General features: G+C 73.3%; 24 protein-coding genes and 1 tRNA gene. 14 read left to right on the top strand and 11 right to left on the bottom strand.

What is annotated here, in order from left to right:
• Positions 1–34: 34 nt before the first annotated feature.
• From IN07_RS13080 to IN07_RS13060, 5 genes are all read right to left on the bottom strand, one after another.
• The gene (locus IN07_RS13080) at positions 35–466 is read right to left on the bottom strand and encodes a heat shock protein transcriptional repressor HspR (RefSeq protein WP_036336340.1); all 432 of its coding nucleotides are present in this window, start codon (positions 464–466) and stop codon (positions 35–37) included.
• Complete coding sequence (gene dnaJ / locus IN07_RS13075; protein ID WP_036336339.1) at positions 463–1,707, bottom strand: molecular chaperone DnaJ; 1,245 nt, start codon at positions 1,705–1,707, stop codon at positions 463–465. Before dnaJ ends, IN07_RS13080 begins: the two co-directional genes overlap by 4 nt.
• A gap of 82 nt (positions 1,708–1,789) precedes the next feature.
• Positions 1,790–2,542 carry a nucleotide exchange factor GrpE gene (grpE, locus tag IN07_RS13070; RefSeq protein ID WP_036336338.1) on the bottom strand — a complete coding sequence of 251 codons (753 nt, stop codon included), beginning with the start codon at positions 2,540–2,542 and terminating at the stop codon, positions 1,790–1,792.
• A gap of 64 nt (positions 2,543–2,606) precedes the next feature.
• Positions 2,607–4,493 carry a molecular chaperone DnaK gene (gene dnaK, locus IN07_RS13065; protein ID WP_036336337.1) on the bottom strand — a complete coding sequence of 629 codons (1,887 nt, stop codon included), beginning with the start codon at positions 4,491–4,493 and terminating at the stop codon, positions 2,607–2,609.
• Between the two features lie 300 nt (positions 4,494–4,793).
• The gene (locus tag IN07_RS13060) at positions 4,794–5,783 is read right to left on the bottom strand and encodes a type IV toxin-antitoxin system AbiEi family antitoxin domain-containing protein (protein WP_036336336.1); all 990 of its coding nucleotides are present in this window, start codon (positions 5,781–5,783) and stop codon (positions 4,794–4,796) included.
• Between the two features lie 304 nt (positions 5,784–6,087).
• Here IN07_RS13060 and IN07_RS13055 point away from each other — a divergent pair, with 304 nt between their 5' ends.
• From IN07_RS13055 to IN07_RS13045, 3 genes are all read left to right on the top strand, one after another.
• The gene (locus IN07_RS13055; protein WP_052091229.1) at positions 6,088–8,379 is read left to right on the top strand and encodes a (Fe-S)-binding protein; all 2,292 of its coding nucleotides are present in this window, start codon (positions 6,088–6,090) and stop codon (positions 8,377–8,379) included.
• A 117-nt stretch (positions 8,380–8,496) separates the two neighbouring features.
• Positions 8,497–9,057: a hypothetical protein gene (locus IN07_RS13050; protein WP_036336335.1), complete on the top strand. Its 561-nt coding sequence runs from the start codon at positions 8,497–8,499 to the stop codon at positions 9,055–9,057.
• Positions 9,058–9,107: 50 nt separating this feature from the next.
• Complete coding sequence (locus IN07_RS13045) at positions 9,108–10,418, top strand: CynX/NimT family MFS transporter (protein WP_036336334.1); 1,311 nt, start codon at positions 9,108–9,110, stop codon at positions 10,416–10,418.
• Between the two features lie 2 nt (positions 10,419–10,420).
• Here the strand turns inward: IN07_RS13045 and IN07_RS13040 are convergent, their stop codons facing one another.
• Both IN07_RS13040 and dcd read right to left on the bottom strand, forming a co-directional pair.
• Complete coding sequence (locus IN07_RS13040) at positions 10,421–11,194, bottom strand: methyltransferase domain-containing protein (RefSeq protein WP_036336333.1); 774 nt, start codon at positions 11,192–11,194, stop codon at positions 10,421–10,423.
• 87 nt (positions 11,195–11,281) lie between these two features.
• Positions 11,282–11,875 (bottom strand): dCTP deaminase, encoded by a 594-nt coding sequence (dcd, locus tag IN07_RS13035; protein WP_036336332.1) that lies wholly within the window; start codon positions 11,873–11,875, stop codon positions 11,282–11,284.
• A gap of 138 nt (positions 11,876–12,013) precedes the next feature.
• Between dcd and IN07_RS13030 the strand changes: the two genes are divergently transcribed.
• The 5 genes from IN07_RS13030 (at position 12,014) to IN07_RS13010 (ending at position 17,893) form a co-directional block, all read left to right on the top strand.
• Complete coding sequence (locus tag IN07_RS13030) at positions 12,014–12,592, top strand: PAS domain-containing protein (RefSeq protein WP_197058472.1); 579 nt, start codon at positions 12,014–12,016, stop codon at positions 12,590–12,592.
• Position 12,593: 1 nt separating this feature from the next.
• On the top strand, positions 12,594–13,544 hold the full coding sequence (locus IN07_RS26705) for a methyl-accepting chemotaxis protein (protein WP_269429965.1): 951 nt from the start codon (positions 12,594–12,596) through the stop codon (positions 13,542–13,544).
• A 123-nt stretch (positions 13,545–13,667) separates the two neighbouring features.
• Positions 13,668–16,355: a S8 family serine peptidase gene (locus IN07_RS24025; protein ID WP_052091228.1), complete on the top strand. Its 2,688-nt coding sequence runs from the start codon at positions 13,668–13,670 to the stop codon at positions 16,353–16,355.
• Positions 16,356–16,439: 84 nt separating this feature from the next.
• A tRNA-Gly gene (locus IN07_RS13015) sits at positions 16,440–16,510 on the top strand.
• 444 nt (positions 16,511–16,954) lie between these two features.
• On the top strand, positions 16,955–17,893 hold the full coding sequence (locus IN07_RS13010) for an ABC transporter substrate-binding protein (protein WP_052091227.1): 939 nt from the start codon (positions 16,955–16,957) through the stop codon (positions 17,891–17,893).
• A gap of 69 nt (positions 17,894–17,962) precedes the next feature.
• On the opposite strand, the gene fdhA is transcribed toward IN07_RS13010, so the two are convergent.
• Positions 17,963–19,189, bottom strand: a complete 1,227-nt coding sequence (fdhA, locus tag IN07_RS13005; RefSeq protein ID WP_036336329.1) for a formaldehyde dehydrogenase, glutathione-independent — start codon at positions 19,187–19,189, stop codon at positions 17,963–17,965.
• Positions 19,190–19,426: 237 nt separating this feature from the next.
• Between fdhA and dhaK the strand changes: the two genes are divergently transcribed.
• From dhaK to dhaM, 3 genes are read left to right on the top strand one after another with little or no spacing between them, the layout of a single operon-like run.
• Entirely contained in the window at positions 19,427–20,428 is a 1,002-nt protein-coding gene (dhaK, locus tag IN07_RS13000) for a dihydroxyacetone kinase subunit DhaK (protein WP_036336328.1), read from the top strand.
• Positions 20,429–20,430: 2 nt separating this feature from the next.
• Positions 20,431–21,060 (top strand): dihydroxyacetone kinase subunit DhaL, encoded by a 630-nt coding sequence (gene dhaL / locus IN07_RS12995; protein WP_156119176.1) that lies wholly within the window; start codon positions 20,431–20,433, stop codon positions 21,058–21,060.
• A gap of 2 nt (positions 21,061–21,062) precedes the next feature.
• Positions 21,063–21,473, top strand: a complete 411-nt coding sequence (gene dhaM / locus IN07_RS12990) for a dihydroxyacetone kinase phosphoryl donor subunit DhaM (protein ID WP_081975384.1) — start codon at positions 21,063–21,065, stop codon at positions 21,471–21,473.
• Between the two features lie 42 nt (positions 21,474–21,515).
• Here the strand turns inward: dhaM and IN07_RS12985 are convergent, their stop codons facing one another.
• Genes IN07_RS12985 through IN07_RS12975 form a run of 3 tightly spaced genes read right to left on the bottom strand, consistent with a single transcriptional unit; the run spans position 21,516 to position 23,698 of the window.
• Positions 21,516–22,544 (bottom strand): type III polyketide synthase, encoded by a 1,029-nt coding sequence (locus tag IN07_RS12985; protein WP_081975383.1) that lies wholly within the window; start codon positions 22,542–22,544, stop codon positions 21,516–21,518.
• Between the two features lie 43 nt (positions 22,545–22,587).
• Complete coding sequence (locus IN07_RS12980; protein WP_052091226.1) at positions 22,588–23,334, bottom strand: class I SAM-dependent methyltransferase; 747 nt, start codon at positions 23,332–23,334, stop codon at positions 22,588–22,590.
• A gap of 10 nt (positions 23,335–23,344) precedes the next feature.
• Positions 23,345–23,698 (bottom strand): DUF3140 domain-containing protein, encoded by a 354-nt coding sequence (locus IN07_RS12975; RefSeq protein WP_036336326.1) that lies wholly within the window; start codon positions 23,696–23,698, stop codon positions 23,345–23,347.
• 48 nt (positions 23,699–23,746) lie between these two features.
• Between IN07_RS12975 and IN07_RS12970 the strand changes: the two genes are divergently transcribed.
• Genes IN07_RS12970 through IN07_RS25275 form a run of 3 tightly spaced genes read left to right on the top strand, consistent with a single transcriptional unit; the run spans position 23,747 to position 25,401 of the window.
• Positions 23,747–24,244 (top strand): DUF6328 family protein, encoded by a 498-nt coding sequence (locus tag IN07_RS12970; RefSeq protein WP_052091225.1) that lies wholly within the window; start codon positions 23,747–23,749, stop codon positions 24,242–24,244.
• A gap of 32 nt (positions 24,245–24,276) precedes the next feature.
• Positions 24,277–25,200 carry a ribokinase gene (locus IN07_RS12965; protein ID WP_036336325.1) on the top strand — a complete coding sequence of 308 codons (924 nt, stop codon included), beginning with the start codon at positions 24,277–24,279 and terminating at the stop codon, positions 25,198–25,200.
• Positions 25,201–25,236: 36 nt separating this feature from the next.
• Positions 25,237–25,401: a hypothetical protein gene (locus IN07_RS25275; RefSeq protein WP_156119175.1), complete on the top strand. Its 165-nt coding sequence runs from the start codon at positions 25,237–25,239 to the stop codon at positions 25,399–25,401.
• Positions 25,402–25,573: the final 172 nt, after the last annotated feature.

The raw sequence follows: 25,573 nt of genomic DNA, 5'->3' as shown, positions 1-25,573 counted from the left end.
ACGTCCGAGGCGGACTCGGCGTTCCCGAAACGCGTCACTGCCGGCCTGTCGGCCGCCACACCACCAGGGCAGAACTGGACGTGCGGGGCACCAGGTCCCGGCGGTAGGCCGCCGCCACCGCGGACTCGGCCGCGATCCGGTGGGCCTCGGAGAGCTCCAGCTCGTCGAGCAACTCGGCCACCCGTGCCTGCAGCGCCTCGACCCGGGACTCCAGCTCGATGATCCGCTTGATCCCGGCCAGGTTGACGCCGTCCTCCTGACTCAGCCGCTGCACCTCGCGCAGCAGCGCGACGTCCCGCGGGCTGTACCGGCGGCCCCCGCCGGCCGTGCGACCGGGGCTCACGAGGCCGAGCCGGTCGTACTGCCGCAGCGTCTGGGCGTGCATGCCGGCCAGCTCGGCGGCGACGGAGATGACGAAGACCGGGGCGTCCTCGGCGAAGGAGCGGCCGGGGTCGGGGAGCGTCATCGCGCCGCTCCGTTCCGCAGCGCGGCCGTGACCTCCGGTCGCGGGTCGTCGGGCAGCTCGGCGGCGAGCTTCTCGATCGCCTCCCGGGCACCCGGGGTCAACCGACTGGGGACGGCGACCTCCACGGTGACCAGCAGGTCGCCGGTCGTGCCCTTGGCCGGCACGCCGCGCCCGCGGACCCGGAAGGTGCGGCCGCTGGAGGTGCCGGCCGGGACCTTCAGCGACACCGACCCGTCCAGGGTGGGCACGGTGAGCGTGGTGCCCAGCGCCGCCTCGGCGAAGGAGACCGGCACGGTGAGGGTGAGGTCGTTGCCGCTGCGCCCGAAGAGCTCCGAGCCGCTGACGTGGACGACGACGAACAGGTCGCCCGCCGGGCCACCGCGTCGCCCGGGGGCGCCCTTGCCGGGCAACCGGATGCGCTGCCCGTCCTTGACCCCGGCCGGGATGCGCACGGTGATGGTGCGGGTCTGGGTGGTGACCCCGCCGCCCTTGCACTCCGGGCAGGGGTCGTCGACCACCGAGCCGGTGCCGCGGCACTCCTTGCACGGCTCGGAGAAGGCGAACGCGCCCTGGCTGCGGCTGGTGACGCCCGCGCCGTTGCAGACCGGGCAGGTGTGCGGGCTGGTGCCCGGGCGGGCACCGCTGCCGGCGCAGGTCGGGCAGGTGCCCGGGCTCTGCATCCGCAGCGGCACGGTCACGCCGAGCACGGCCTCGTCGAAGGCGAGGGTGGCCTCCGTCTCTACGTCCTGACCTCGGGCCGGACCGGATGCGGCCTGGCTGCGGCCGCGCGCGGAGCCACCCGGGCTCGTGGCGCCGCCGGTGAACAGGCCGCCGAAGATGTCGCCCAGGCCACCGGCCCGCCCGCCGGCGCCGGGGGCGCCGGACGCGCCGCCGAAGAGGTCGCCGAGGTCGAACGGCTGGCCCGCGCCGGCACCGCCCCCGCCGGGGAAGCCACCGGGGAACCCGCCGGGCGCACCGGCGCCGGGCCGGAAGCCACCAGCACCGAAGAGCCGGCGCGCGTCGTCGTACTCCGCCCGCCGCTTCGGGTCCGACAGGACGTCGTAGGCCTCCGAGACCTCCTTGAAGCGGGTCTCGGCCTGCGAGTTGCCCGGGTTCTTGTCCGGGTGCAGCTCACGGGCCAGCTGTCGGTAGGCCTTCTTGATGGCGGCGGCGTCGGCGTCCTTGGCGACGCCCAGGGCCGCGTAGTAGTCCTTCTCGATGAAGTCCCGGGTGCTGCTCATCGGGCGCCTCCTCTCTGCTGGGCGGGGGACGGGCCGGGCCGGCCTCCGGGAGACGGAGGCCGGACCGGCCGGGGGGTCGGGCTCAGCCGGCGGCCGGGCCGGAGCCCGACTGATCGGCGTCCGCGGCGGTGTCGACCACCTCGGCGTCCACGACCTCCGGTCCCGCAGCCGCAGCAGGTGCGGCCGGGGCCTCCGGCTCGCTCACGCCGACCATCGCGGTGCGCAGCACCCGGTCACCGCGCTGGAAGCCCGGCCGCAGCACCGTGGTGGCGGTCGGCTCGCTCACCTCCGGGGAGGTGTCGTGCAGGACCGCCTCGTGGAGGGCCGGGTCGAACGGGTCGCCCGGCTTGCCGAACGAGGTGACCCCGAGGCCGTCGAGCAGCCCCAGCACCCGGTCGGCGACGACCTTGAAGGCGCCGGTGAGGTCGCCGTGGTCCCGGGCGCGCTCGATGTCGTCGACGATCGGGAACAGCTGGCCGGCGAAGCGCTCGGCCGCCTGGTCGACGACGAGCACCCGGTCACGCTCAACCCGGCGCCGGTAGTTGGCGTACTCGGCGGTGACCCGCTGCAGGTCCTCGGTCCGCTCGGCCAGCTGCCGCGCGGTGTCGTCGGCCCCGCTCTCGATCCCGCCGGTCACCGGCGGTTCGACGACCGGGCCCGCTCCGTTCCCGGAGCCACTCGTGTCGTTCTCGTGCTCGCTCATGTGTTCTCCCTGCTCCGGCGTGGCACCGGCCGGCTCGTCACCGGCCGGCACACGGACCGTGCCGCTGGTCGGGTCGATGCGCCGCTCGTCACGGATGACGACCCGCGGCGCCTGCTCGTCCTGCTGGCTCATCGTCTCCCGCTCGGTGCACCGGCCCGGTCACCCGGGCCGGTGCAGCTGCGCGTCGACGGTGAGGTCAGCGCTTGTCGGACTCGTCGTCCACGATCTCGGCGTCGACGACGTCGTCGTCCCCAGTGGCCCCGGTCGAGGTCGCACCGGTGGCATCGGTGCCGCCGTCGAAGCCGGCGCCACCTGCCGCACCGTCGGTGGCCCCGTCGGCCTGCGCCTGGGCGTAGAGGGCCCCACCGACCTCCTGGGAGATGCGGGCGACCTTCTCCTGCGCGGTCTTGATCGCGGCGATGTCCGACCCACCGAGGGACGACCGGAGCTCGGTCAGCGCCTCGCCGAGCTCTTCCTTCTTCTCGGCCGGGATCTTGTCGCCGTTCTCGGCCAGGAACTTCTCGGTCTGGTACTGCAGCGACTCGGCGAGGTTGCGGGTCTCGGCCTCGTCGCGGCGCTTCTTGTCCTCCTCGGCGTGCGCCTCGGCGTCGGCCATCATCCGGGCGATGTCGTCCTTGGGCAGGGCCGAGCCGCCGGTGATGGTCATCGACTGCTCCTTGCCCGTGCCGAGGTCCTTCGCGTGGACGTGCACGATGCCGTTGGCGTCGATGTCGAAGGCGACCTCGATCTGCGGGACGCCGCGGGGCGCCGGCGGCAGACCGGTCAGCTCGAACATGCCGAGCTTCTTGTTGTAGGACGCCATCTCGCGCTCGCCCTGGAAGACCTGGATCTGCACGCTCGGCTGGTTGTCGTCGGCCGTCGTGAAGATCTCCGAGCGCTTCGTCGGGATCGTGGTGTTGCGCTCGATGAGCTTGGTCATGATCCCGCCCTTGGTCTCGATGCCCAGGGAGAGCGGGGTGACGTCGAGCAGCAGGACGTCCTTGACCTCACCGCGGAGCACGCCGGCCTGCAGCGCGGCACCCACGGCGACGACCTCGTCGGGGTTGACGCCCTTGTTGGGCTCCTTGCCGCCGGTCAGCTCACGGACGAGCTCGGTGACGGCCGGCATCCGGGTCGAGCCACCCACCAGGACGACGTGGTCGATGTCGCCGACCTTGACGCCGGCGTCGCGGATCGCCTGGTTGAACGGGGCCTTGGTGCGGTCCAGCAGGTCCTGGGTCAGCCGCTGGAACTCGGCGCGGGTGATCGTGACGTCCAGGTGCATCGGGCCGTCGGCGCCGGCCGTGATGTAGGGCAGGTTCACGTTCGTCGACTGCGCGCCGGACAGCTCGATCTTGGCCTTCTCAGCGGCCTCACGCAGACGCTGCATGGCCAGCTTGTCCTTGGCCAGGTCGATGCCGGACTGGGCGTTGAAGGTCTGCACGAGGTGCTTGACGACCCGCTCGTCCCAGTCGTCGCCACCGAGCTTGTTGTCACCGGCGGTGGACTTGACCTCGATGACGCCGTCGCCGATCTCCAGCAGGCTGACGTCGAAGGTGCCGCCGCCGAGGTCGAAGACCAGGATGGTCTGCTCGGTCTCGCCCTTGTCCAGGCCGTAGGCCAGGGCCGCGGCGGTGGGCTCGTTGACGATGCGCAGCACGTTGAGGCCGGCGATCTCACCGGCCTCCTTGGTGGCCTGGCGCTGGGCGTCCTCGAAGTAGGCGGGGACGGTGATGACGGCCTCGGTGACCGGCTCGCCCAGGTAGGTCTCGGCGTCGCGCTTGAGCTTCTGCAGCACCCGCGCGCTGATCTCCTGCGGGGTGTACTGCTTGCCGTCGATGTCGCCGGTCTTCCAGGTGGTGCCGATCTCGCGCTTGACGCTGCGGATCGTGCGGTCGACGTTGGTGACCGCCTGGTTCTTGGCCGACTGGCCGACCAGGACCTCGCCGTTCTTGGCGAACGCGACGACCGAGGGAGTGGTGCGCGCACCCTCGGAGTTGGCGATGACGGTGGGCTCGCCGCCCTCGAGGACCGCGACGACGGAGTTCGTGGTGCCGAGGTCGATTCCGACTGCTCGTGCCATGGAAGGCCTCTCCTAGCGTTGCTGACGGGATGGTGCTGGTCTGGAGTCGAGGGCCGGCACCGTCCATCGATGGGCCTTGCGCCTGGTCCGCTCAACTTTCCTGGCCAGCCTAACGGCAGGGGTGGCGGCTGTGTTCCCAGGGGCCGACCTCGTGACACGCCCCTCATCGACCGGGCGCCGTCGCCGCGCCGTCACCGTCGCGCCCCCGTTGCACCGGGATCAGGTCACCTGGTCATGTGGGCACCTACCCCGCGGCCGACCGTTCGGTAGGTGCCCACACGGTCAGGTAGGACGTCGACCTCAGCCGGTCAGGCCGGGACGGCGCACCACCCGGAACCCGCGCGGTCCCACGTACGGAGTGAGCAGCAGGGTCCGCAGCCGGCCGCGGACGCCAGACCACGGGGCCCCGAGGTCCGCCTTCGCGATCCGCACCGGGCGTGCGCCGGCGGCCCGCATCCGGTCCTCTCGTCGCTTCTCCTGCCAGAGCACCTCACCGGGCGAGCGCCCGCCGCGCGGGTCCAGGTACTTGACCGCACCGTCGAACTCGAGAGCGACCGCCGCGTCGTCGTACCACCCGTCGACGCGGCCGATGAAGCCCTCGTCGTCCCACAGCTCGACCTGCAGCTCGGGCACCGGGAGCCCGCTGGTGACGATCTGGACCCGACCAGCGCTCTCCAGCGGCGACTCCGCGCGACCGTCGGCCAACCGCACCGCCCGGGCAGCGCGGGCCGAACCCTCCCAGTGGCGCGCACCGGCCACCGCCTCGCGGAGGAGCAGGGGATCGGTGAGACCCCGGTGGAGCGCGTCGTCCAGGGCGACGACCGCGTCGACGAGCTCCCACTCCCGCGCACAGTCGACCAACGTCCGGGCGACGGCGGTGACCGAGAAGGGTCCCCAGTCGGCCACCGCACGGGCGGGCAGGCCACCCTGGGAGACCCGGTAGCCGCGGCCCACGCGCCAGTTGTACGGGTCCGTGAGCCGCACCTCGGTCAGCCCCCGGCGCGGGACGAGCAACCCGTGCACGGCCGCCGCCGATGCGTGGCTGACCGCCGGGCGCCGCGGTAGGGCGACCAGGACGGCGGCGACGTCGAGCAGGTGGGCGAGCCGTGGGTCGCCTGCGGCGCGGGCCGCCACGTCGCCGGCGCAGTAGACCCCGCGACGTCGCCGGCTCCACGCACCCGTGCGCAACAGCGTGCGCACCTCGTCGCGGGAGTGGCCGGCAGCGAGCGCCTGGGCGGAGGTGAAGACGCCGAACTGGCGCGCGGCGATCTCGTCGAGGACCGGGAGCACTCGTCGAGGGTCACCCCGCGACCGAGCCCGAGGCGGCCTCGCGGTCCAGCTGTGGACGGCAGGACGAGATGTGGACGGCGACGTCCTACCTCGCGTGGTGGGCACCTACCGCGCGGCCGGCCACCCGGTAGGTGCCCACGTGACCAGGTGACCTGATCCCAGAGCTGGTGGGCTCGGCCGGCGGGGCGCCGCGGCGACGCCGTCGTGGGCGGGGCTGGGGGTTACCCGCGGGTAGCCTGTGGGCGCCCGGTTAGTGTCCGTGCCGGGTGGGCGACGACGCCCGCGCACGCACGAGAGGGAGCTCATGGGCCCGTTGCAGATCGTCCTCGGCACGCTGGCCGTGATCCTGCTGGTCGTCTCGGTGGTCTACGCCACCAAGGCCGTCCGCGCGATGCTGCGGATCTTCCGCACCGGACAGCCCGACCCGACCCGCTCCGGCCCGGTCGGCCCGCGGCTGAAGACGTTGGCGGTCGAGTCGCTGGGGCACACCCGGATGCTCAAGTGGTCGGCCATCGGCGCCGCCCACTGGTTCGTCTTCATCGGGTTCTACGGCCTCTTCCTCACCCTCGTCGAGGCGTTCGGGGAGGTCTTCAACCCGGAGTGGCACCTCCCGCTGATCGGCGAGTGGGCGCTGTGGAACCTCTTCGTCGACCTGATCGGCGCGGCCACGGTGCTCGGCATCCTGTACCTGATCGTCCGGCGCCAGCTCGACCACCCGCGCCGGCAGGGCCGGGCCAGCCGGTTCGCCGGGTCGAACGAGGGGCGCGGCTACTTCGTCGAGGCCGTCGTCCTGACCATCGGCATCTGCATCCTGCTGATCCGCGCGATCAAGGTCGCCGCCGACCTCACCGACGCGCCGGCCTGGTCGCACCCGGTCTCCGGCCTGCTGGCGAACGTCGTCCCGGCCAGCCCCGACCTGCTGTCGGTCGTCGCGTTCGTGAAGATCGTGGTGAGCCTGGGCTGGCTGATCACCATCTCCCGGGTGCTCAACATGGGCGTCGCGTGGCACCGGTTCAGCGCCTTCTTCAACATCTACTTCAAGCGTGAGGACGACGGCAGCCAGGCCCTGGGCCCGCTGCCGGCGATGACCTCGGGCGGCAAGCCGATCGACTTCGAGGACCCCGGCGAGGACGACGTCTTCGGTCGCGGCAAGATCGAGGACTTCACCTGGAAGGGGATGCTGGACTTCACCACCTGCACCGAGTGCGGGCGGTGCCAGAGCCAGTGCCCGGCCTGGAACACCGGCAAGCCCCTGTCGCCGAAGATGGTGATCATGGACCTGCGGGACCACCTGTACGCCAAGGCCCCGTACCTGACCGGCGCGACGAAGGCGTCGGACAACGCCCCCGACTTCGCCGACTACTCCACCCTCAAGCCCAGCGACGAGCAGGTCTGGGCGTCCGGCTACGCCCGGATCGAGGGCACCAACGACGCGCAGGCGCACCGCCCGCTGGTCGGCACCCTCGAGGAGGGCGGGGTCATCGACCCCGACGTGCTGTGGAGCTGCACCAACTGCGGCGCCTGCGTCGAGCAGTGCCCGGTCGACATCGAGCACGTCGACCACATCATGGACATGCGCCGCTACCAGGTGCTGATCGAGTCCTCCTTCCCCTCCGAGGCCGGCGTGATGATGCGCAACCTGGAGAACCGCGGGAACCCGTGGGGCGTGGGCGGCAACGTCCGCGAGGAGTGGATGAAGGAGCTGGACTTCGAGGTCCGGCAGGTCGAGGGCGCGATCGACGACGACGTCGAGTACCTGTTCTGGGTCGGCTGCGCCGGCGCCATCGACGACCGCGCCAAGAAGGTCACCAAGGCCGTCGCCGAGCTGCTGCACATCGCCGGCGTGGAGTTCGCCGTCCTGGGCAACGGGGAGACCTGCTCGGGTGACCCGGCCCGCCGGATGGGCAACGAGTTCCTCTTCCAGCAGCTGGCGCAGGAGAACGTGGAGACGCTCAACGCCGTCTTCGAGGAGCGCCCGGCCGGACGGCGGAAGATCGTCGCCACCTGCCCGCACTGCTTCAACTCGATCAACCGCGAGTACCCGCAGCTGGGCGGCGACTACGACGTCGTCCACCACACCCAGCTGCTCGGCCAGCTGGTCGAGGAGGGGCGGCTGACCCCGGTCACCCCGATCGACCGCAAGGTCACCTACCACGACCCGTGCTTCCTGGGCCGGCACAACAAGGTCTACACACCCCCGCGGGAGATCCTCGACTCCGTGAAGGGCCTGTCCACCCAGGAGATGCACCGCTGCAAGGACCGCGGCTTCTGCTGCGGCGCCGGCGGCGCGCGGATGTGGATGGAGGAGAAGATCGGCAAGCGGATCAACGTCGAGCGCACCGAGGAGGCGCTCGAGCTGGACCCGGACGTCATCTCCACCGCCTGCCCGTTCTGCATCACCATGCTGTCGGACGCGGTGACCAGCAAGCAGCAGGCCGGCGAGGCGAAGTCGCACGTCGAGGTGCTGGACGTCAGCCAGATCCTGCTCCGCTCGATGGCCCCCGCAGGTGCGCCGGGCACGGAGTCCGGCCCCGGCGTGGGCACCGAGCCCGACGACCCGGCCGGCACCGGCTCCGCCGCCACCCAGCACAGCTGAGCCGCCGCCGCGAGCAGTGATCAGGTCACCTGATCAGCGACCGTCCCCCCGCACCAGCGCTGGTGCGGGGGGACAGTCGTCGGTGCAGGGGGACGAGCCGGAGGGACACTGGGCACCATGAGCTCTCCGTACGGCGGCGGTCGTCGCCGCGGGGAGGCCGAACGGGCCGCCGCCTCCCGCAGCACGCGCATGCACTACGCCCGCGACGTCAACGACGAGCGCGCGCTGGCCGACGACCGCCCGACGATCCGGCGCAGCCGCCACTGGACCTGGCTAGCCGTCGCGATCGTGGCGATGTCGGTGCTCGCCGTCGTCGGCGGCCGCGGCGCCGAGGACGTGCCGATCACCGCCGACTGCGACGCCCCGCAGATCGCCGTGGCCAGCAGCGTCGTCACCGCCGGCCAGCCGCTGCGGTTCCGGGTGACCGGGGCCGAGGACGTCGACTACGTGATGACCCTGGACGGCGAACCGGTCCGCGGGGACGCCGGCACCACCGTCAGCTACACCGAGACCCCTGCCGGACCGGCGTTCCGGCTGCCCCAGTGCCTGAGCCCGACCCTGCGGCTGGCCGCCCCGGCCGGTGACGGCGTCCACGACCTGGCGATGCTGCGGGTGGCCGGCGACGGCACGACCGAGCAGGTGGCCGCGGTGCCGGTCACGGTCACCGGTACCGGGTAGGAGCACCCGACTCCCGGGCGGCGGCGGCTCGGGGAGGAGGATGAGCGGACGTGACCCGCACCGCCGCCCCACCGCCGACGCGCACCTCCTCCCGGCAGGGGCTGGTCCTGGTCGGGACGGCGATCGTGCTGACCGGGTTCAACCTGCGCACCGCGGTGAACAGCGTCGGCCCGGTGCTGGAGGAGATCGAGCGCGGTCTCGGCATCTCCTCCGGCCTCGCCGGCCTGATCACCAGCATGCCGTTGATCTGCTTCGCGCTGATCGGCTTCGCGGGCCCGCCGCTGGCCGCCCGGTATCGCGACGGGCACGTGCTGGCCGCGGCCCTGCTGGTCATGGCGATCGGACTGCTGCTGCGGGTGTCGGTGCCGAACGTGTGGGTCTTCCTGCTCGGCACCGTGGCCACGATGGTCGGCGGGGCGCTGGGCAACGTGCTGCTGCCCGGGCTGGTCAAGCGGTGGTTCCCGGACCGGACCGGTCTGCTGGTGGGCGCCTACAGCACGGCGCTGGCGATCGGCGGGGCGGTCGCCAGCGTCTCCACCGCGCCGATCGCCGAGGCGGCCGGCGCCGAGGGCTGGCGCTGGGGACTGGGCATCTGGGCGGTGTTCGCCCTGGTCGCGGCGCTGCCCTGGCTCGCCGTCCCGGTCCGGCCGGGCGCCTCCCGGGGCGGGCACGCCGCGGTGCGGCTGCGCGCGCTCGGGCGCAGCCGGCTGGCCTGGACGATGGCGGCCTTCTTCGGCCTGCAGGCGATGCAGGCCTACGTCATCGTCGGCTGGACGGCGCAGTACCTCCGCGACCAGGGGATGTCCGCGGAGGCAGCCGGGTTCCTGGTCGGGCTGAACGCGCTGATCGTGATCCCGCTCAACGCCGTCGTCCCGCTCGGCACGGTCCGGCCGACCTGGCAGCGGCCGATGCTGCTGGCCTTCGTCGCCTGCTACCTGGCCGGCTGGACCGGCCTGCTGCTGGCACCGCTCACGCTGACCTGGCTGTGGGTCTGCCTGCTCGGGCTGGGCATGGGCACGTTCGCGATGATCCTGGCCCTCTTCGGGCTGCGCGGGCGCACCCCGGAGTCGGTGAGCGCCCTCTCCACCGTCGCCCAGGGCTGGGGGTACGCACTGGCCGGGGTGGGTCCGCTGCTGGTCGGCCTGCTGCGGGGCCTCACCGGCGGTTACACCGGCATGTTCGTGCTGGTCTACGTCGGCGTCGGGTTGCTGCTGGCCACCGGCTGGAGCATCTGCCGACCGAGGTACGTCGACGACGAAGTGCCCGCGCTCGGCGGCCCGGCCGGTCGCCCGGGGGACTTCCCGGAGACCGAGGTCGCCGGCGCCGAACCCCCGGTCCTGCTCCCGCGCCCCGAGCGCTGAGCTCAGACGGGCAGCTGCAACGCGCGCAACAGCTCGGTGGACCGGTCCCGGCGCAGCTCCGGTGACCGGGTGAGCAGTGCGACGGCGACGACGTAGGAGTCCTCGCCCGCCCAGCCGCGCCCCTCCGCGGTGAGCTCGGCGATGTGCTCGCGCACCTTGGGCTCCCCGCTGTACGCACCGAACTCCAGGCCCATCGCCAGGAAGTTGGCCACCTGGTACCCGAGGTCGCGGGCCGTGGCCAGGGTGCCGGCGGGGTCGGAGTAGCTGGGCAGCGCGACCAACAGGTGCTCGAAACCGGCCTTGAGCAGCCGGAGCACCATGTCGTTGCCGTACCAGCCGCCCCACAGCTCGGGCATCAGGATGTCGGCATCCGGTGCCGGGATGTAGGGCGGGTTCGCGATCACCGTGGAGACGTCCCGCCCGCTCGGGGAGTCGGCCCAGGCGAAGAAGTCACCGTGCTCGACGGCGTAGCGGTCGGCCACGCCGAGGCCGCTGATCGTCTGCCGGGCCCGCTCGACCGACGTCGCGCTGATGTCGGTGCCGTGCACCTGCAAGCCGGGCACCGCCCGGACGACGTGGGCGATGGCCCGTGCGTCACCGCTGCCGAGCTCCGCGACACCCTCGGTCTGCCAGGGCACCAACGTCGCGTACTGGGTCAGCAGGAGCTGCACCGAGAACGCGTAGTGAGCCGACTCCTCGGCGCAGTCGAAGGAACCGTCCACGATGTGGTTGCCCGACGGCTGGGGCAGGAGAACAGCGGTGTCCCGGGGGTCCATGGGACAGGCCTACCCCGGAAGGCGGTCCGTCATCCAGCCACGCCCGACCGTTCACCGAGTGGGCGGTCACCCGCCACCGCGGGACCGTCAGGCCGGGTCGGCGCGGCGGGTCTCGGCCCGGTTGAAGTTGCGGAACGACCGGGACGGCGTCGGCCCGCGCTGGTCCTGGTAGCGCGAGCCGTAGACCGCCGAGCCGTAGGGGTGCTCGGCGGCCGAGCTCAGCTGGAACAGGCACAGCTGGCCGATCTTCATACCCGGCCACAGCGTGATCGGCAGGTTCGCCACGTTGGACAGCTCCAGCGTGATGTGCCCGTTGAACCCCGGGTCGACGAACCCCGCCGTCGAGTGGGTGAGCAGCCCGAGCCGCCCCAGGGAGGACTTCCCCTCCAGCCGGGCGGCGAGGTCGTCGGGGATGCGGACGACCTCCAGCGTCGACCCGAGCACGAACTCACCCGGGTGCAGCACGAAGGCATCGTCACCGGTGGGCTCGACCAGGGTGGTCAGGTCGTCCTGCTGCTCGGCCGGGTCGATGTGGGTGTACCGGGCGTTGTTGAAGACCCGGAAGAACCGGTCGAGCCGGACGTCGATGCTCGAGGGCTGCACCATCGCCGGCTCGTAGGGCTCGATCCCGAGCCGGCCGGTCGCCAGGGCCGCTCGGATGTCGCGGTCGGACAGCAGCATGGCGCGGAGTCTAGGGACAGCGGTGCTCGGGACCTTCGTCCCGTTCCGGCCGCCCCGGGTCGACAGCGGCGCACAGCTGCCGATGTACGCGAGACACGACAGAGTGCCGGAACGGCAGTGGACGGAAAGCAGGGGCCCGTGGTCCTGACGATGACGACACCCGGTGCACCTCGCGCCGAACGGCGCGCCGTGCGCCCGACCGGGGTCGAACGCACCTTCTCCCCCGACGAGCTCATCGTCTCCAAGACCGATGCCCGTGGGGTGATCACCTATGCCAACGACGTGTTCCTGCGGGTCGGCGCCTACTCCCTCGACGAGGTCATCGGCCAGCCGCACAACCTGATCCGGCACCCGGACATGCCCCGTGCGGTGTTCGCCCTCCTCTGGGAGACCCTGGCCCAGCGGCACGAGCTGTTCGCCTACATCGACAACCTGGCCGCCGACGGCGCCCACTACTGGGTGCTCGCACACGTCACGCCCTCCTACGGGCCGGACGGCTCCGTGGTGGGCTACCACTCCAACCGGCGCCGGCCCTCCCGCGCCGGGATCGCCGCGGTCAAGCCGCTCTACGACCAACTGCTCACCGAGGAGCGGCGGCACCCCACGGCACGGGCCGCGGTGGCGGCGTCCAGCGAGCTGCTCCGCCGGCTGATCGCGGAACGGGCACCCAGCTACGAGGACTTCATCTGGTCGATCATCAGCGAGAAGGGCGACTGAGGTGCCACGGCGTCCCTCCTCCACCGGCGCGGCCCAGCTGGCCGTCTACCGGGCCTTCGTCCAGCAGCTGACCGAGGCCTGCGATGCCGCAGCCCGGGGCGACCTCGAGGCGCGCAGCCGCCCGGTCCCCGGGTCCGACGGCGTCCCCGAGCTGGTCGCGCTGCAGCACAGCGTCAACCGCGCGCTCGACGTCTCCGATGCCTTCATCCGGGAGTCCAGCGCCGCGCTGACCTCGGCGGCCGAGGGCCGTTTCCACCGGCAGGTGCTGCTCACCGGCCTGCCCGGCGCCTACCGGCAGAGCGCGTCGGACATCAACGCCGCCCGGGACGCGATGCGGTGCAGTGCCGATCGAGTGGTGGAGGCCCGGGACTCCCGGCTGCGGCTGGCCGACGAGTTCGAGTCCGTGGTGCTGGCGATGAGCGAGGGCGTGGCGACCGCGGCCACCGAGCTCAGCGCCTCCGCCGCCGGGCTCACCGGGGCAGCCACCGCCGCGAGCACCGAGGTGGAGCGCGCCCGCGACTCGATCACCTCGCTGGGCCGCTCCTCGACCGAGATCCAGCAGGTCATCGCGCTCATCGACACGGTGGCCGACCAGACCCGGCTGCTCGCGCTGAACGCCACCATCGAGGCGGCTCGCGCCGGCGAGGCGGGCAAGGGCTTCGCCGTCGTCGCCTCCGAGGTCAAGGACCTCGCCGACCAGACCGCCCGGGCCACCGAGCGGGTGACCACCCAGGTGGAGTCGGTGCGCGCGGCGTGCGACGACGTCGCGACCGTGATGAGCAACGTCGGGAACACCGTGACGGAGATGAACGGGCTGGTCGACGGGATCGCCGCAGCGGTCGACGGTTCCGCGTCACTGGGACCGGCCGGCAGCGACACCACCGGGCTGTCCCAGATGGCGGAGAAGCTGCGGTCGCAGATGACCGGCTTCCTGGGCGAGATGCGGGGCTGAGGTCCGGGGTCCCCCGATGGGGGGAGCGGCGACGGGGGCGCTCCAGCGGGGGACCCGCCGGGCCGATGCCCCTCCTTCGAGCACCGCCGTGACGGCACGGGGTGCACCTCGGAGGAGGACCGGATGGATCTCGTGGGCCACCAGGGCAGTCGGCTGCCCGCGCACGGCCGGGGCGTGCGCGTGGTCGCCGTCGTCGCCGCTGCGCTGACCGGCTTCGGCGGTGCCGCAGCGGTGGACGCGCTGGTCGGCCCGCCGGCGCTCCCCGTGGCCGAGGGCTTCGGCCCCGGGGACGGGCTGACCCGCTACGTGGTCACCGCAGCAGCGGGGGACGCGACGCCGGAGTTCCTGGCCGGACTGGACCAGCAGGACGGCGTCGACTCCGCGCAGCGGCTCTTCGACGGCACCGCCCTGGTCGCCGTCGACGGCCCCACCCTCCCCCAGCTGCGCACCCTGCCCGGCGTCGCCGCGGTGGAGCTCTCCCCCTCGGTGCCGGTGTTCGGCACCGCCTCGGACCCGTACTACGCGCCGTACGCCTGGCACCTGGAGAACACCGGGTCCAACGCCTACGGCCAGTCCCCGGTGGTGGCCGACGCCGACATCGACGGCTCGGTCGGCTGGGACGCCTCCACCGGCGCCGGGCTCATCGTCGCCGTCGTCGACACCGGCTTCGACTCCGACCACCCCGACCTGGTCGGCTCGCTGTGGACCAACCCGGCCGAGTCCTGCGGCTCGGTCGACGTCGACGGCAACGGCCTGGCCGGCGACTGTCACGGCTGGAACTTCACGACCAACAGCCCCGACGTCGACAACGGCGCCGGCGGCGGGCACGGCACGTCGGTCGCCGGCGTCATCGGCGCCCGCAAGGACAACGGGGCCGGTTCGGCCGGCGTCGCCCCCGACGTGACCCTGATGCCGCTGGTGATCGGCTCCGGCGAGGGCGTCGACGTCAACCTCGGCGCCCAGGCGATCCGGTACGCCGCCGACCACGGCGCCACCGTCGTCAACGCCTCCTGGGGCGGACCGGTGACCGGGTCGGCGCTGGACAACCTGCGCGCCGCCGTCGCCTACGCCGAGGCCAAGGGCGTGCTGGTCGTCGCCGCGGCCGGCAACGACGCCGCCGACCGGGACACCTCGCTGGTCTACCCGGCCAGCCTGACCGAGCCGAACGTCGTCACGGTCGGCAACTCGACCGCCGCCGACACCGTCGCCGCCTCCTCGGCCTACGGCGCCACCTCCGTCGACCTCTTCGCCCCCGGCGAGCTCGTGGTCACCACCTCCAACAACGGCGACTACCAGCTGGTCAGCGGGACGTCGATCGCCGCGCCCCAGGTGGCCGCCGCACTGGCGCTCCACCGGGCCACCATGCCGACCGCGACCATCGCCGAACTGCGGGCGGCGCTGCTGGCCGACGTCGACCCGATCGCCGCCTTCACCGGGAAGTCGGTCACCGGCGGCCGGCTGAACGTCAGCCGACTGGACCCCGGTGCAGCCTCCGTCGGCTACCAGTTCACCTCGATGACGGCCCCGACGGGCCCGGCGACGCCGCGGGTCCGGGCGACCGGCCCGGAACTGGCCGGGACCTACGAGATCGTGCTCGGCCTGGGCATGGAGCACGGCGGCGAGGTCTGGGCGCTGTCCGGTGAGCCGGTCACGGTCGCCGGGACGACGCTGACCACCGACGACGCCGGCCAGGTCACCGTCCCGCTGGGCACGCTGACCACCGTGGAGGGCCTGGAGCTCGCCCCGTCGGCCGACCTCGCCCCCGGCCGTTACGCGCTGAGCGCACAGCTGCTCGTGGACGGTCAGCCGTTCGGCGGCACGTTCGCCGCGCCGCTGCTGGTCGGCGACACCTCGGCTCCCGCACCGGACGGCGGGACGACGCCGGGGACCGACCCGGGCACCACCGACCCCGGCACCACCGACCCGGGCACCACCGACCCGGACACCAGCGAGCCCGGTACGACGGACCCCGGCACCACGGACCCCGGCACAGGCGGGAGCACTCCCGGCACCACCGACCCGGGCACCACCGACCCCGGCACGAGCGATCCGGGCACGACGGACCCCGGCACCACCGACCCCGGGACGACCGACCCGGGCACCACCGACCCCGGCACCACGGACCCCGGCACCACGGACCCCGGCAACTCGGACCCCGGCACGAGCGATCCGGGCACGACGGACCCCGGCACCACCGGCCCCGGGACGACCGACCCGGGCACCAGTGACCCTGGGACGACCGACCCAGGGACCACCGGCCCTGGGACGGACCCGGGGACCACGGAGCCTGCGCCGGGCGACAGCACCCCGCCGCCGTCCGTCGTCACCTACCCGGAGGTCGGGCCGTTCGGCCTGACCAGCATCTCCCCGGCGGTCGTCAGCACCGCCGGCGGGACGCGGGTCACGGTCACCGGGACCAACGTCCCCGACGGCGCACGGGTGCGGATCGGGGACACCCGGGAGGCCACCGTCGTCAGCTCCGACAGCACGTCGGTCGTCTTCACCGCACCGGAGCTGGTGGCCGGGGTGTACGACGTCTTCGTCTTCGGTCCGTCCGGCACCGAGTCCTCGGTGCTGGCCGACGGCCTCACCTACGTCGAGGACCCGGCCGGCGGCGGCACCACGCCGGGCACGGACGACGGGTCGACGCCGGACTCCGGCAGCACGCCGGGCACGGGCGGCGGCTCGTCCCTGGTCACCGCGGTCGGGCCGAACGGCGAGCGGCTGGTGCGCTCGGCGGCCTTCGGGCGGCTGGGCAGCTCGTTCTGGTCGCTGGACTGCAGCACCAGCTGCCGAGGCGTCCTGCTCTGAGCCGCTGAGACACAGTCGCCCCCGACCGGGTTCCGGTCGGGGGCGACTGCCTTGCTAAGCTCTCCGACAGGTCACTGACCTGTCGCGGGTGTAGTTCAATGGTAGAACATCAGCTTCCCAAGCTGACAGTGCGAGTTCGATTCTCGTCACCCGCTCCGCGTACACGCGCTCCCCGAGTGGCACGCCAGGCATTCTGGGCCCCTCGGCCGACGCCGAGACGCAGCGCAGGGCCACAGCGCCCCTTCCGCCGCTCCCCTCGTGCACCGGGGCCACGCGACGCTCGCTCAGGTCGACAACCGCTCACCTGACCGGGCGCGGCCTCCTGCGCCGGCCGCGGACACCCGGCGCCAGCCGCTCGGCGCCGGTGCGCCTCGTCGAGGGACCGGCGTGCGTCGGGGGACCGGCGTGCGTCGGGGGACCGGCGTGCGTCGGCGTCCGAGACCCGCCCGCCTCCGTCCCCGCGGCGCCTGGGGTCCTCCTCCCGACTTGACTTAGGCGAGGCTCACCTAATACAACTCACAGGCTCGCGCCCTTCGGCCGAGGCTCGCTCGACACATGCTGCGGCCAGTGCCGCCGCCTGCCGAAAGGAAGTGCGCCCCGTGCGCCTGCGATCACTCACCACCGCCATCGTCGCGGCGATGGCCCTCAGCGCCTGCGGCTCCGACGCCGGAGACCCGTCGGCGACGCCCGGTCAGGAGAGTGAGGGTCCGGCGACCCGGTCGGTCACACACGTCCTGGGGACCACGGAGGTGCCGGTCGACCCACAGCGGGTCGTCATCCTCGACACCCCGCACCTGGACACCGCACTGGCCCTGGACATCACCCCGGTCGGCTCGGTGCAGTCCGACACCGACACGGGCTTCCCCGAGTACCTGGGCGACCGGACCGAGGGCATCGACACCGTCGGGACGATCGAGGAACCGGACCTCGAGACGATCGCGGCACTGGAACCCGACCTGATCCTGTCCTCGAGCGTCCGCCACGAGGACATCTACGACCAGCTCAGCCAGATCGCCCCCACCGTCTTCACCGACTACCAGGACGGCTGGCGGTCGATGTTCACCACGACCGCCGACGCCCTGAACCGGGCCGAGGAGGGCACGGACGCGCTGGCGGAGTACGACGCGCGGGTCGACGAGGTGGGTGAGGCCGTCGGCGCCGAGGGGGCGACCGCCTCGATCGTGCGCTTCCTGCCCGAGGAGACACGGGTCTACGGGCCCGACACGTTCTCCGGCAGCCTGCTGACCGACGTCGGGTTCACCCTGCCGGAGCTCGAGTACGACGAGTACTCCATGGCCTACGTCAGCGCCGAGCAGATCGACCAGGCCGACGCCGACGTCGTCTTCTCGACCACCTACGGCGACCCGGCTGCGACCACCAAGGGCGTGGTCACCTCCGTCTGGGACTTCCTCGAGGCCGTGCCCGACTGTGCCTTCGAGGTCGAGGATGACGAGTGGATGCTCGGCATCGGTCTGCTCGGCGCCGAGGTCGTCCTCGAGGACGTCGAGTCGACCCTGGCCGCATCCGACTGCGTCTGAGCACGCCCCTGCCGCACGACCGTCCCCCGCCGCGAGGGTGCTCGCGGCGGGGGACAGCAGGGCCCTCCGTCAGGCGGCTCGCTTGCCGACCATCCCGTGCGGGTCGATCACGTACTTCTTGGCGGCACCGGAGTCGAAGTCCTGGTACCCCTGCGGCGCCTCGTCCAGGGAGATGGTCGTGGCGTTGACCGCCTTCGCGATCTGCACCTTGTCGTGGAGGATCGCCTTCATCAGCCCGAGGTTGTAGCGCATCACCGGGCACTGACCGGTGGTGAAGGAGAGCGACTTCGCCCAGCCGGTGCCCAGGCTCAGCGACAGCGAGCCGACCTTGGCGGCCTCGTCGATGCCACCGGGGTCGCCGGTGACGTAGAGCCCCGGGATGCCGATCGCGCCGCCGGCCGCAGTGACCTCCATCAGCGAGTTCAGCACCGTCGCCGGCGCCTCCTTGCCCGCTCCCTCGCCGTGGCCACGGGCCTCGAAGCCCACCGCGTCGACGGCGGCGTCCACCTGTGGCTCGCCCAGGATCTGCTCGATCTGGTCCTGCGGCGAGCCCTTGGACACGTCGACGGTCTCGCATCCGAAGCTGCGCGCCTGGGCCAGCCGCTGCTCGACGAGGTCGGCGACGATCACCACCGACGCGCCCAGCAGCTGGGCGCCGACGGCCGCCGCGAGCCCCACCGGGCCGGCTCCGGCGATGTAGACGGTCGAGCCGGGCTTCACCCCGGCGGTGACCGCCCCGTGGAAGCCGGTCGGGAAGATGTCCGAGAGCATGGTCAGGTCCAGGATCTTCTCCATGGCCTGGTCCTTGTCCGGGAACTTCAGCAGGTTCCAGTCGGCGTAGGGCACCGTCACGTACTCGGCCTGCCCGCCGACCCAACCGCCCATGTCCACGTACCCGTAGGCCGCACCGGGACGTGCCGGGTTGACGTTCAGACAGATCCCGGTCTTGCCCTCCTTGCAGTTCCGACAGCGCCCGCAGGCGATGTTGAACGGCACCGAGCAGAGGTCGCCGACCTCGATGAACTCGACGTCGGACCCCTTCTCCACGACCTCGCCGAGGATCTCGTGGCCGAGCACCAGGTTCGGCGGCGCCGTCGTCCGGCCGCGGACCATGTGCTGGTCGCTGCCGCAGATGTTGGTGGTGACCACCTTGAGGATCACCCCGTGGTTCAGCTTGCGCCCCACGTTGGCCGGGTTCACCCCCGGACCGTCCTGCAGTTCCAGCTTCGGGTAGTCGGTCTCGTGCACCTCGACCTTGCCGGGCTCGATGTACGCAACGCCTCTGTTGCCAGCCATCTGGGAGCTCCTCTGTCCTGGGGGGGGGTGAAGCGGGTCCTGGGTCGTGCCGCCCTCCCGCGCCCGACTCCTCGTCGTGCATGCAGCGGAGAGCATGTGAGCCCGAGTGTGCTCCAGATCACGAATTGGTGCACAGTCCCCACCTGGCCGGTGCGACCATGCGGACCGGGAGGGGTTTGCCCTGAGAGCAGCACCACTCCTACGGTTCGCTCGCCCCCTCTCGATCAGGAGCCTGCGATGAAGAAGCTCATCAACGACCCGGCCGACGTCGTCGACGACGCCCTGCGCGGCATGGCCGCCGCCCACCCGGAGCTGCGGATCGACGCCGAGCACCGGGTCGTCTTCCGCGGAGACGCCCCGGTGGCGGGGAAGGTCGGGCTCGTCTCCGGAGGCGGCTCCGGCCACGAGCCGCTGCACGGCGGGTTCGTCGGGCTCGGCATGCTCGACGCCGCCTGCGCCGGCGAGGTGTTCACCTCCCCCGTCCCGGACCAGATGGTCGCCGCGACCCAGGGCGTCGACGCGGGTGCCGGCGTGCTGCACATCGTGAAGAACTACACCGGCGACGTCATGAACTTCGAGATGGCCGCCGAGCTGGTGGCCGCGGAGTCCGGCACCGAGGTGGTCGCCGTCGTCACCGACGACGACGTCGCCGTCCAGGACAGCCTGTACACCGCCGGCCGGCGCGGCGTGGGCGTCACCGTGCTGGTGGAGAAGCTGGCCGGCGCCGCCGCCGAGGAGGGCCGCCCGCTGGCCGAGGTCGCCGAGGTGGCCCGCCGGGTCAACGGGCAGGGCCGCAGCATGGGCATGGCGCTGACCTCCTGCACCGTGCCGTCCGCCGGCAAGCCCACCTTCGACCTGCCCGCGGGGGAGATGGAGCTGGGCGTGGGCATCCACGGCGAGCCCGGCCGCCGCCGGGTCCCGGTGGCCCCGGCCCAGGAGGTCGCCGAGATGCTGCTGGAGCCGGTGCTGGCCGACCTGGACTTCACCGGCGGCGACGGGGTGCTCGCCTTCGTCAACGGGATGGGCGGGACGCCGCTGCTCGAGCTCTACGTGGTCTACGCCGAGGTGCAGGCGGTGCTGGCCAAGGCCGGCGTGACGGTGGCCCGCTCGCTGGTCGGCTCGTACATGACCAGCCTGGAGATGGCCGGTTGCTCGGTGACGCTGCTCAAGGTCGACGACGAGCTGATCCGGCTCTGGGACGCGCCGGTGCGCACCCCTGCGCTGCGGTGGGGGGTCTGACCATGGCCGCGCTGGACACCGACGCCCTCGGGGCCTGGGTGCGCGAGTACGCCCGCGCCGTCACCGAGCACCGCGAGGAGCTCACCGAGCTCGACTCGGCCATCGGCGACGCCGACCACGGCACGAACATGCACCGCGGGATGACCGCGGCCGTCGCCGCCCTCGACGCCACCCCGCCGGCCGACGCCGCCGCGCTGCTGAAGACGGTCGCGATGACCATGATCAGCAAGGTCGGGGGCACCAGCGGCCCGCTGTACGGGACGTTCTTCCTCCGGATGTCCGGCGCCCTGGACGACGGCTCCCCGGCTGCCTTCGCCGCTGCGTTCCGGGCCGGGGTCGAGGGCGTCGTCGCCCGCGGCAAGGCCGAGCTGGAGGACAAGACGATGGTCGACGCGCTGCTGCCGGCCGCCGACGCCCTCACCGAGGCGGTCGAGGCCGGGCAGGAGCTGGACACCGCGCTGCGAGCCGCCGCCGACGCCGCCGCGAAGGGGCGGGACTCGGTCACGCCGCTGGTCGCCCGCAAGGGCCGGGCCAGCTACCTGGGCGAGCGCAGCGCGGGCCACGTCGACCCGGGGGCCGCGTCGGCGGTGCTGCTGGTCGAGGCCGCCGCGACGACCCTGCCGGGGAGCTGACCGTGGCCGCCGTGGGCATCGTCGTCGTCTCGCACAGCCGGCCGCTGGCCGAGGCCGCGGTCGAGCTGGCCCGGCAGATGCTGCCGAACTCGACCCTGGCCATCGAGGTGGCCGCCGGGACCGATGACGGCGGGCTGGGCACCGACGCCGTCGCCGTCTCCACCGCGATCACGACCGCGGACACCGGCGACGGCGTGGTGGTGCTGATGGACCTGGGCAGCGCAGTCATGTCGGCCGAGACGGCGCTGGAGCTGCTGGACGACGACGTCCGGGCGCGGGTGGTGCTCAGCGCTGCCCCGCTGGTCGAGGGCCTGGTCGGCGCGGCCGTGGTCGCCGCCGGCGGCGCCGACCGGGATCGGGTGGCCGCCGAGGCACTGCGCGGCCTGGCCCCCAAGCAGGCCCACCTGAGCTGAAGGACGGGCCTGAGCCTCCGGTCGACTCGGCCCGGCCGGGCCTCAGGCGGGGAGCAGCAGGGTGGCGTAGAGGGTCAGGCCGGGGCCGAAGGCCATCGCGACCACCGGGCCGTCGACGTCCCCGAGCTCGTCGAGCACCAGGAGCACGGTCGCCGAGGAGCAGTTGCCGTGCTCGGCGAGCACGCGGCGCGAGGGGGTCATCTGCTCCTCGGCGAGCCCGAGCTCGTCCCGGACGACGTCCAGGATCCGCGGCCCGCCCGGGTGCACGGCCCAGCCCGCGACGTCCTCGACCCGCAGGCCGGCCTCGGTGAGCAGCTCCTCGACCACGCCGCCGACGTGCCGGGCGAGCACGTCGGGCACCCGGGGCGACAGCCCCATCCGGAAACCGAGGTCGGTGACGTCCCAGGTCATGTGGTCGGCGGTGGCGTGGTCGGTGCGCGCCACCATCCCGGCGACCCGCCGGCCCCGTCGCGCGGCGGGTTCGACGACGACCGCGGCCGCGGCGTCGCTGAACAGCGCGTGGGTGACGACCTGCTCCAGGTCGGCGACGGCCGGCTGCACGTGCAGGCTGGTCAGCTCCAGGCACAGCAGCACGGCCGGCCGGGAACGTGCGGTGACGAAGTCGCTGACCGCAGCCAGCCCGGGCAGCGCCGCGTAGCAGCCCATGTGGCCGACGAGCAGCCGCTGCAACCCCAGCGGCATGCCCAGGTCACTGGAGAGCCGGATGTCCAGCCCCGGGGTGGCGTACCCGGTGCAGGTGGCGACGGCGAACTGCCCGACGTCCCCGGGAGCCAGCCCGGCGGCGTCCAGCGCCGCGGCGACGGCCTGCTTCCCCAGCGGCAGGCCCTCCGTGACGTAACGCTCCATGCGGGCTCCGGTGCCCCACTGCGAGACGTCCTCGTCGACGGGGTTGACCACCGCGTGCCGGCTCCGGACGCCGGCGGCGTGGAACACCCGCTCGGCGGCCCGCAGCCCGGCGTACTTCTCGGCGAAGTAGCCGTCCCAGACCTCGCCCTGCTCGTACCTCGCCGGCAGTGCCCGACCCGATCCGGTGATGACGGCGGCGCTCACCAGGCCGTTCCCGGCGCGTGGGGGGTGGCGGGACCGCAGACGCTCATGACCCGACGGTACGTGCGGAGCCCGGCGTCCGCCGCTCGGCGCCGGTCTCTGCACGCTTGGTCGCCGAGCCGGCGAACAAGATCCCGGTCCAGGGCATGGTGCGCATCCGCACGGTGTCCCGTCGTCCCCGCCGCCAGGCGACCAGGTCGCGCACCGACGGGCGCAGACCGACCAACCGGAGGTCCAGCCCCAGCCGGTCCGCGGTGGCCAGCAGCGCCCGCCGGTCGACGAACAGCGCCGGGTCGTGGATGCCCGGCGGCGGCCCGCCGGGCATCCGCTCGGCGATCCGGACGGCCACCAGCGGGGCGAGCCGGGTGGCCGCGATCGAGTCGATGACCAGCAGGCCCCCCGGTTTGAGCAGCCGGGCGCTCTCGGCGAGCACCTGCCCGGGGTCCTCGACGTGCTCGAGGATCTCCCCGGCGGTCACGACGTCGGCACACCCGTCGGCGAGCGGGACGGCGAGCACCGACCCGCGCACGACCCCGACCCCGTGCCGGCGGGCGACCTGCAGCCCGGCGAGGCCGATGTCGACCCCGACGTGCCGGTACCCCAGCCGCTGCACGTGCGGGGCCATCAGGCCACCACCGCAGGCCAGGTCGACCAGGACCGCACCGGGTGTCGACGCCGGTGGCACGTGACCGGCCCGCGAGGCGGCGATCCACTGGAGCATCGCGAAGCCCCCGCGCGGGTCCCACCACTGGTCGGCCAGCTGGTCGTACTGCGCCGGGTCGTTGCGCTGCACGCCGCGGACGCTACTTGCCCTTGAGCGGGTCGTGGCCCCAGTTCATCAGCGACCACCGCCACTTCGACGTCTCGACGTCCTCCTTGGCAGGCTCCTGCGCCAGGTGCCGCTGCACGTAGCCGTGCACCTTGCGCATGTGTGCCAGGTCGTCGTCGGTGAGGTCGGCCTTCTTCGTGCGCAGCAGCTGCACGATCCGCCGACCCGACTCGTGGCCGGTGGACTCCGCCGACCCGCTGCTCTTCTGCCCCACCGACTGCGACTCCTCGGTGGCCAGCCACTCCTCCAGCTCGCCGGCGGTCATGTTCACCGCCTCGCCGAACTCACGGCGGATGCTGTCGGCGTCCTCGGCCTGGTGCTCGGGCATGCGCGTCTCCCGGGTGTCGATCGGCTGCGGCTGCGGTACCGCAGGCAGGTGGCGGAGAAACTGTTCGACGCGCAGCGGTCTGCACTGGCTCGTGGCGAGACGCTCGACCAGGTGCTGGACCGCAACGTCAACGAGGTGCTGCAGGAGATCCGGGTGGCGATCACCGCCGTCCAGGTCCTCTTCGCCTTCCTGCTGACCCTGCCGTTCCAGGCGCGCTTCGCCGACCTGGGCGTCTTCGGGACGGCGGTCTACTCGGTCACCATGACCAGCACCGGCCTGGCCACCGTCGTCCTCATCGCCCCGGTCTCCTTCCACCGGATGCTGTTCCGGCGGCGGCAGAAGGCGGCGATCGTCCAGTTCGCCGACCGGTCGCTGATGATCGGCCTCGGCCTGCTCCTGGTCGGCGTCGTCAGTGCGGTGCTGCTCGTGCTGGACGTGGTCCTCGGCCGATGGCCGGCGATCGCGGTGTGCGCGGCCATCGGCGTCGTCGGGCTGACCACCTGGTACCTGCTGCCGCTGCGGCGGCGGACCGAGCGGCCCTCCTAGGCTGGCCGGGTGCTGATCACCGGGAGCGCGCCGTGTCCGTGACCGTGGTGGGGAGCCTCAACGAGGACGTCGTGGTGACCGTCGACCGGCTGCCCGGCCGCGGGGAGACCGTCATCGGCTCATCGGTCGCCGTCCTGCCCGGGGGCAAGGGCGCCAACCAGGCCGCCGCGGCCGGCCGGCTGGGCACCGGGGTGCACATGGTCGGCCGGGTCGGCACCGACCCGGCCGCCGGCCGGCAGCTCGCCGCACTCGCCGACGCGCGGGTCAACGTGGGCCGGGTGCACCGCACCGAGGGCGTGCCCACCGGGACGGCGACGATCCCGGTGGAGGCGGACGGCGGGGAGAACCTGATCGTGGTGGTGCCCGGCGCCAACGCCGAGCTCACCCCGGCGGACGTCGACGTGGAGTCGGTGCACCGCGCAGGCGTGCTGCTGCTCCAGCTGGAGACCCCGCTGGACACGGTCCGAGCCGCGGCCGCCGCCACCCGGGGCACCGTCGTGCTGAACCCCGCGCCGTCGCAGCCACTGCCGGCCGACCTGCTGGCCCGGGTCGACGTGCTGGTGCCCAACGAGCACGAGCTGCGCCGGCTGGCCGGCGCGCCGCCCGGCGACCTCTCCCCCGCCGAGCTGGCCGAGCTGGCCCGCGGGCTGGGTGTGCGGTCGGCGGTGGTCACCCTCGGCGCGCGGGGGGCACTGGTGGTGCCGGCGGACGGCCCGGCGCTCGTGCAGGGGCCACCGCCGGTCCGGCCGGTCGACACCACCGGCGCCGGAGACTGCCTCTGCGGTGCGCTGAGCAGCGCACTGGACCGGGGCGAGACGCTGGCCGACGCGGTCCGTTACGCGGTCACGGCGGCGGCGCTGTCGACCACCGGGCCGGGGGCACGCGGTGCGCTGCCGGACGACGACGAGGTCCGGGCGCTGCTGGCCCAGACTCCCGCGGCGACGCCGGTCGGCTGATGGTTGCGCCGCGCCGGACGGGGGCACGGGGCGGACATGACCGAGAGCAACGGACGCACCCCGCACCCCGAAGAGCCCGCCGAGGGCGAGGCCCGCGCCGACCAGCACGACACCGGGCGCACGCCACACCCCGAGCAGCCGGCCGAGGGGGCCGACCCGGCGGCGGGCGTGGACCCGGAGAACCGGGTGACCGGGGCCTGACGCCCGCCTGACGCGGGCCGGTACCGGCTCAGTCCCGGCCCGGCTCCTCGGGGCCCGGCTCCTTCGGGCCCGGCTCCTCGGGGCCCGGCTGGTGACGGCCCGGCGGGGCGGGGGCCGGTGCGGGCCCGGGCCGACGGTCCGGCGTCCGCGGCGTCCGCCGGGGTGGGGCGGT

Source organism: Modestobacter caceresii, from assembly GCF_000761485.1.
GTDB classification, from domain to species: domain Bacteria; phylum Actinomycetota; class Actinomycetes; order Mycobacteriales; family Geodermatophilaceae; genus Modestobacter; species Modestobacter caceresii.
The sequence above is the reverse complement of the archived record's forward strand: the minus strand, read 5'-3'. Positions and strand labels throughout refer to the sequence as shown.

Excerpts from the sequence above, each read along its gene's own strand:
- IN07_RS12975 (WP_036336326.1), bottom strand. The coding sequence starts at position 23,698 with ATGCCCGAGCACCAGGCCGAGGACGCCGACAGCATCCGCCGTGAGTTC.
- IN07_RS25275 (WP_156119175.1), top strand. The coding sequence starts at position 25,237 with ATGACCGAGAGCAACGGACGCACCCCGCACCCCGAAGAGCCCGCCGAG.
- fdhA (WP_036336329.1), bottom strand. The coding sequence starts at position 19,189 with ATGGCTGGCAACAGAGGCGTTGCGTACATCGAGCCCGGCAAGGTCGAG.
- dcd (WP_036336332.1), bottom strand. The coding sequence starts at position 11,875 with ATGCTGCTGTCCGACCGCGACATCCGAGCGGCCCTGGCGACCGGCCGG.
- grpE (WP_036336338.1), bottom strand. The coding sequence starts at position 2,542 with ATGAGCCAGCAGGACGAGCAGGCGCCGCGGGTCGTCATCCGTGACGAG.
- IN07_RS13080 (WP_036336340.1), bottom strand. The coding sequence starts at position 466 with ATGACGCTCCCCGACCCCGGCCGCTCCTTCGCCGAGGACGCCCCGGTC.
- dnaJ (WP_036336339.1), bottom strand. The coding sequence starts at position 1,707 with ATGAGCAGCACCCGGGACTTCATCGAGAAGGACTACTACGCGGCCCTG.
- IN07_RS13055 (WP_052091229.1), top strand. The coding sequence starts at position 6,088 with ATGGGCCCGTTGCAGATCGTCCTCGGCACGCTGGCCGTGATCCTGCTG.
- IN07_RS13040 (WP_036336333.1), bottom strand. The coding sequence starts at position 11,194 with ATGGACCCCCGGGACACCGCTGTTCTCCTGCCCCAGCCGTCGGGCAAC.
- IN07_RS13050 (WP_036336335.1), top strand. The coding sequence starts at position 8,497 with ATGAGCTCTCCGTACGGCGGCGGTCGTCGCCGCGGGGAGGCCGAACGG.
- dnaK (WP_036336337.1), bottom strand. The coding sequence starts at position 4,493 with ATGGCACGAGCAGTCGGAATCGACCTCGGCACCACGAACTCCGTCGTC.
- dhaL (WP_156119176.1), top strand. The coding sequence starts at position 20,431 with ATGGCCGCGCTGGACACCGACGCCCTCGGGGCCTGGGTGCGCGAGTAC.
- dhaK (WP_036336328.1), top strand. The coding sequence starts at position 19,427 with ATGAAGAAGCTCATCAACGACCCGGCCGACGTCGTCGACGACGCCCTG.
- IN07_RS24025 (WP_052091228.1), top strand. The coding sequence starts at position 13,668 with ATGGATCTCGTGGGCCACCAGGGCAGTCGGCTGCCCGCGCACGGCCGG.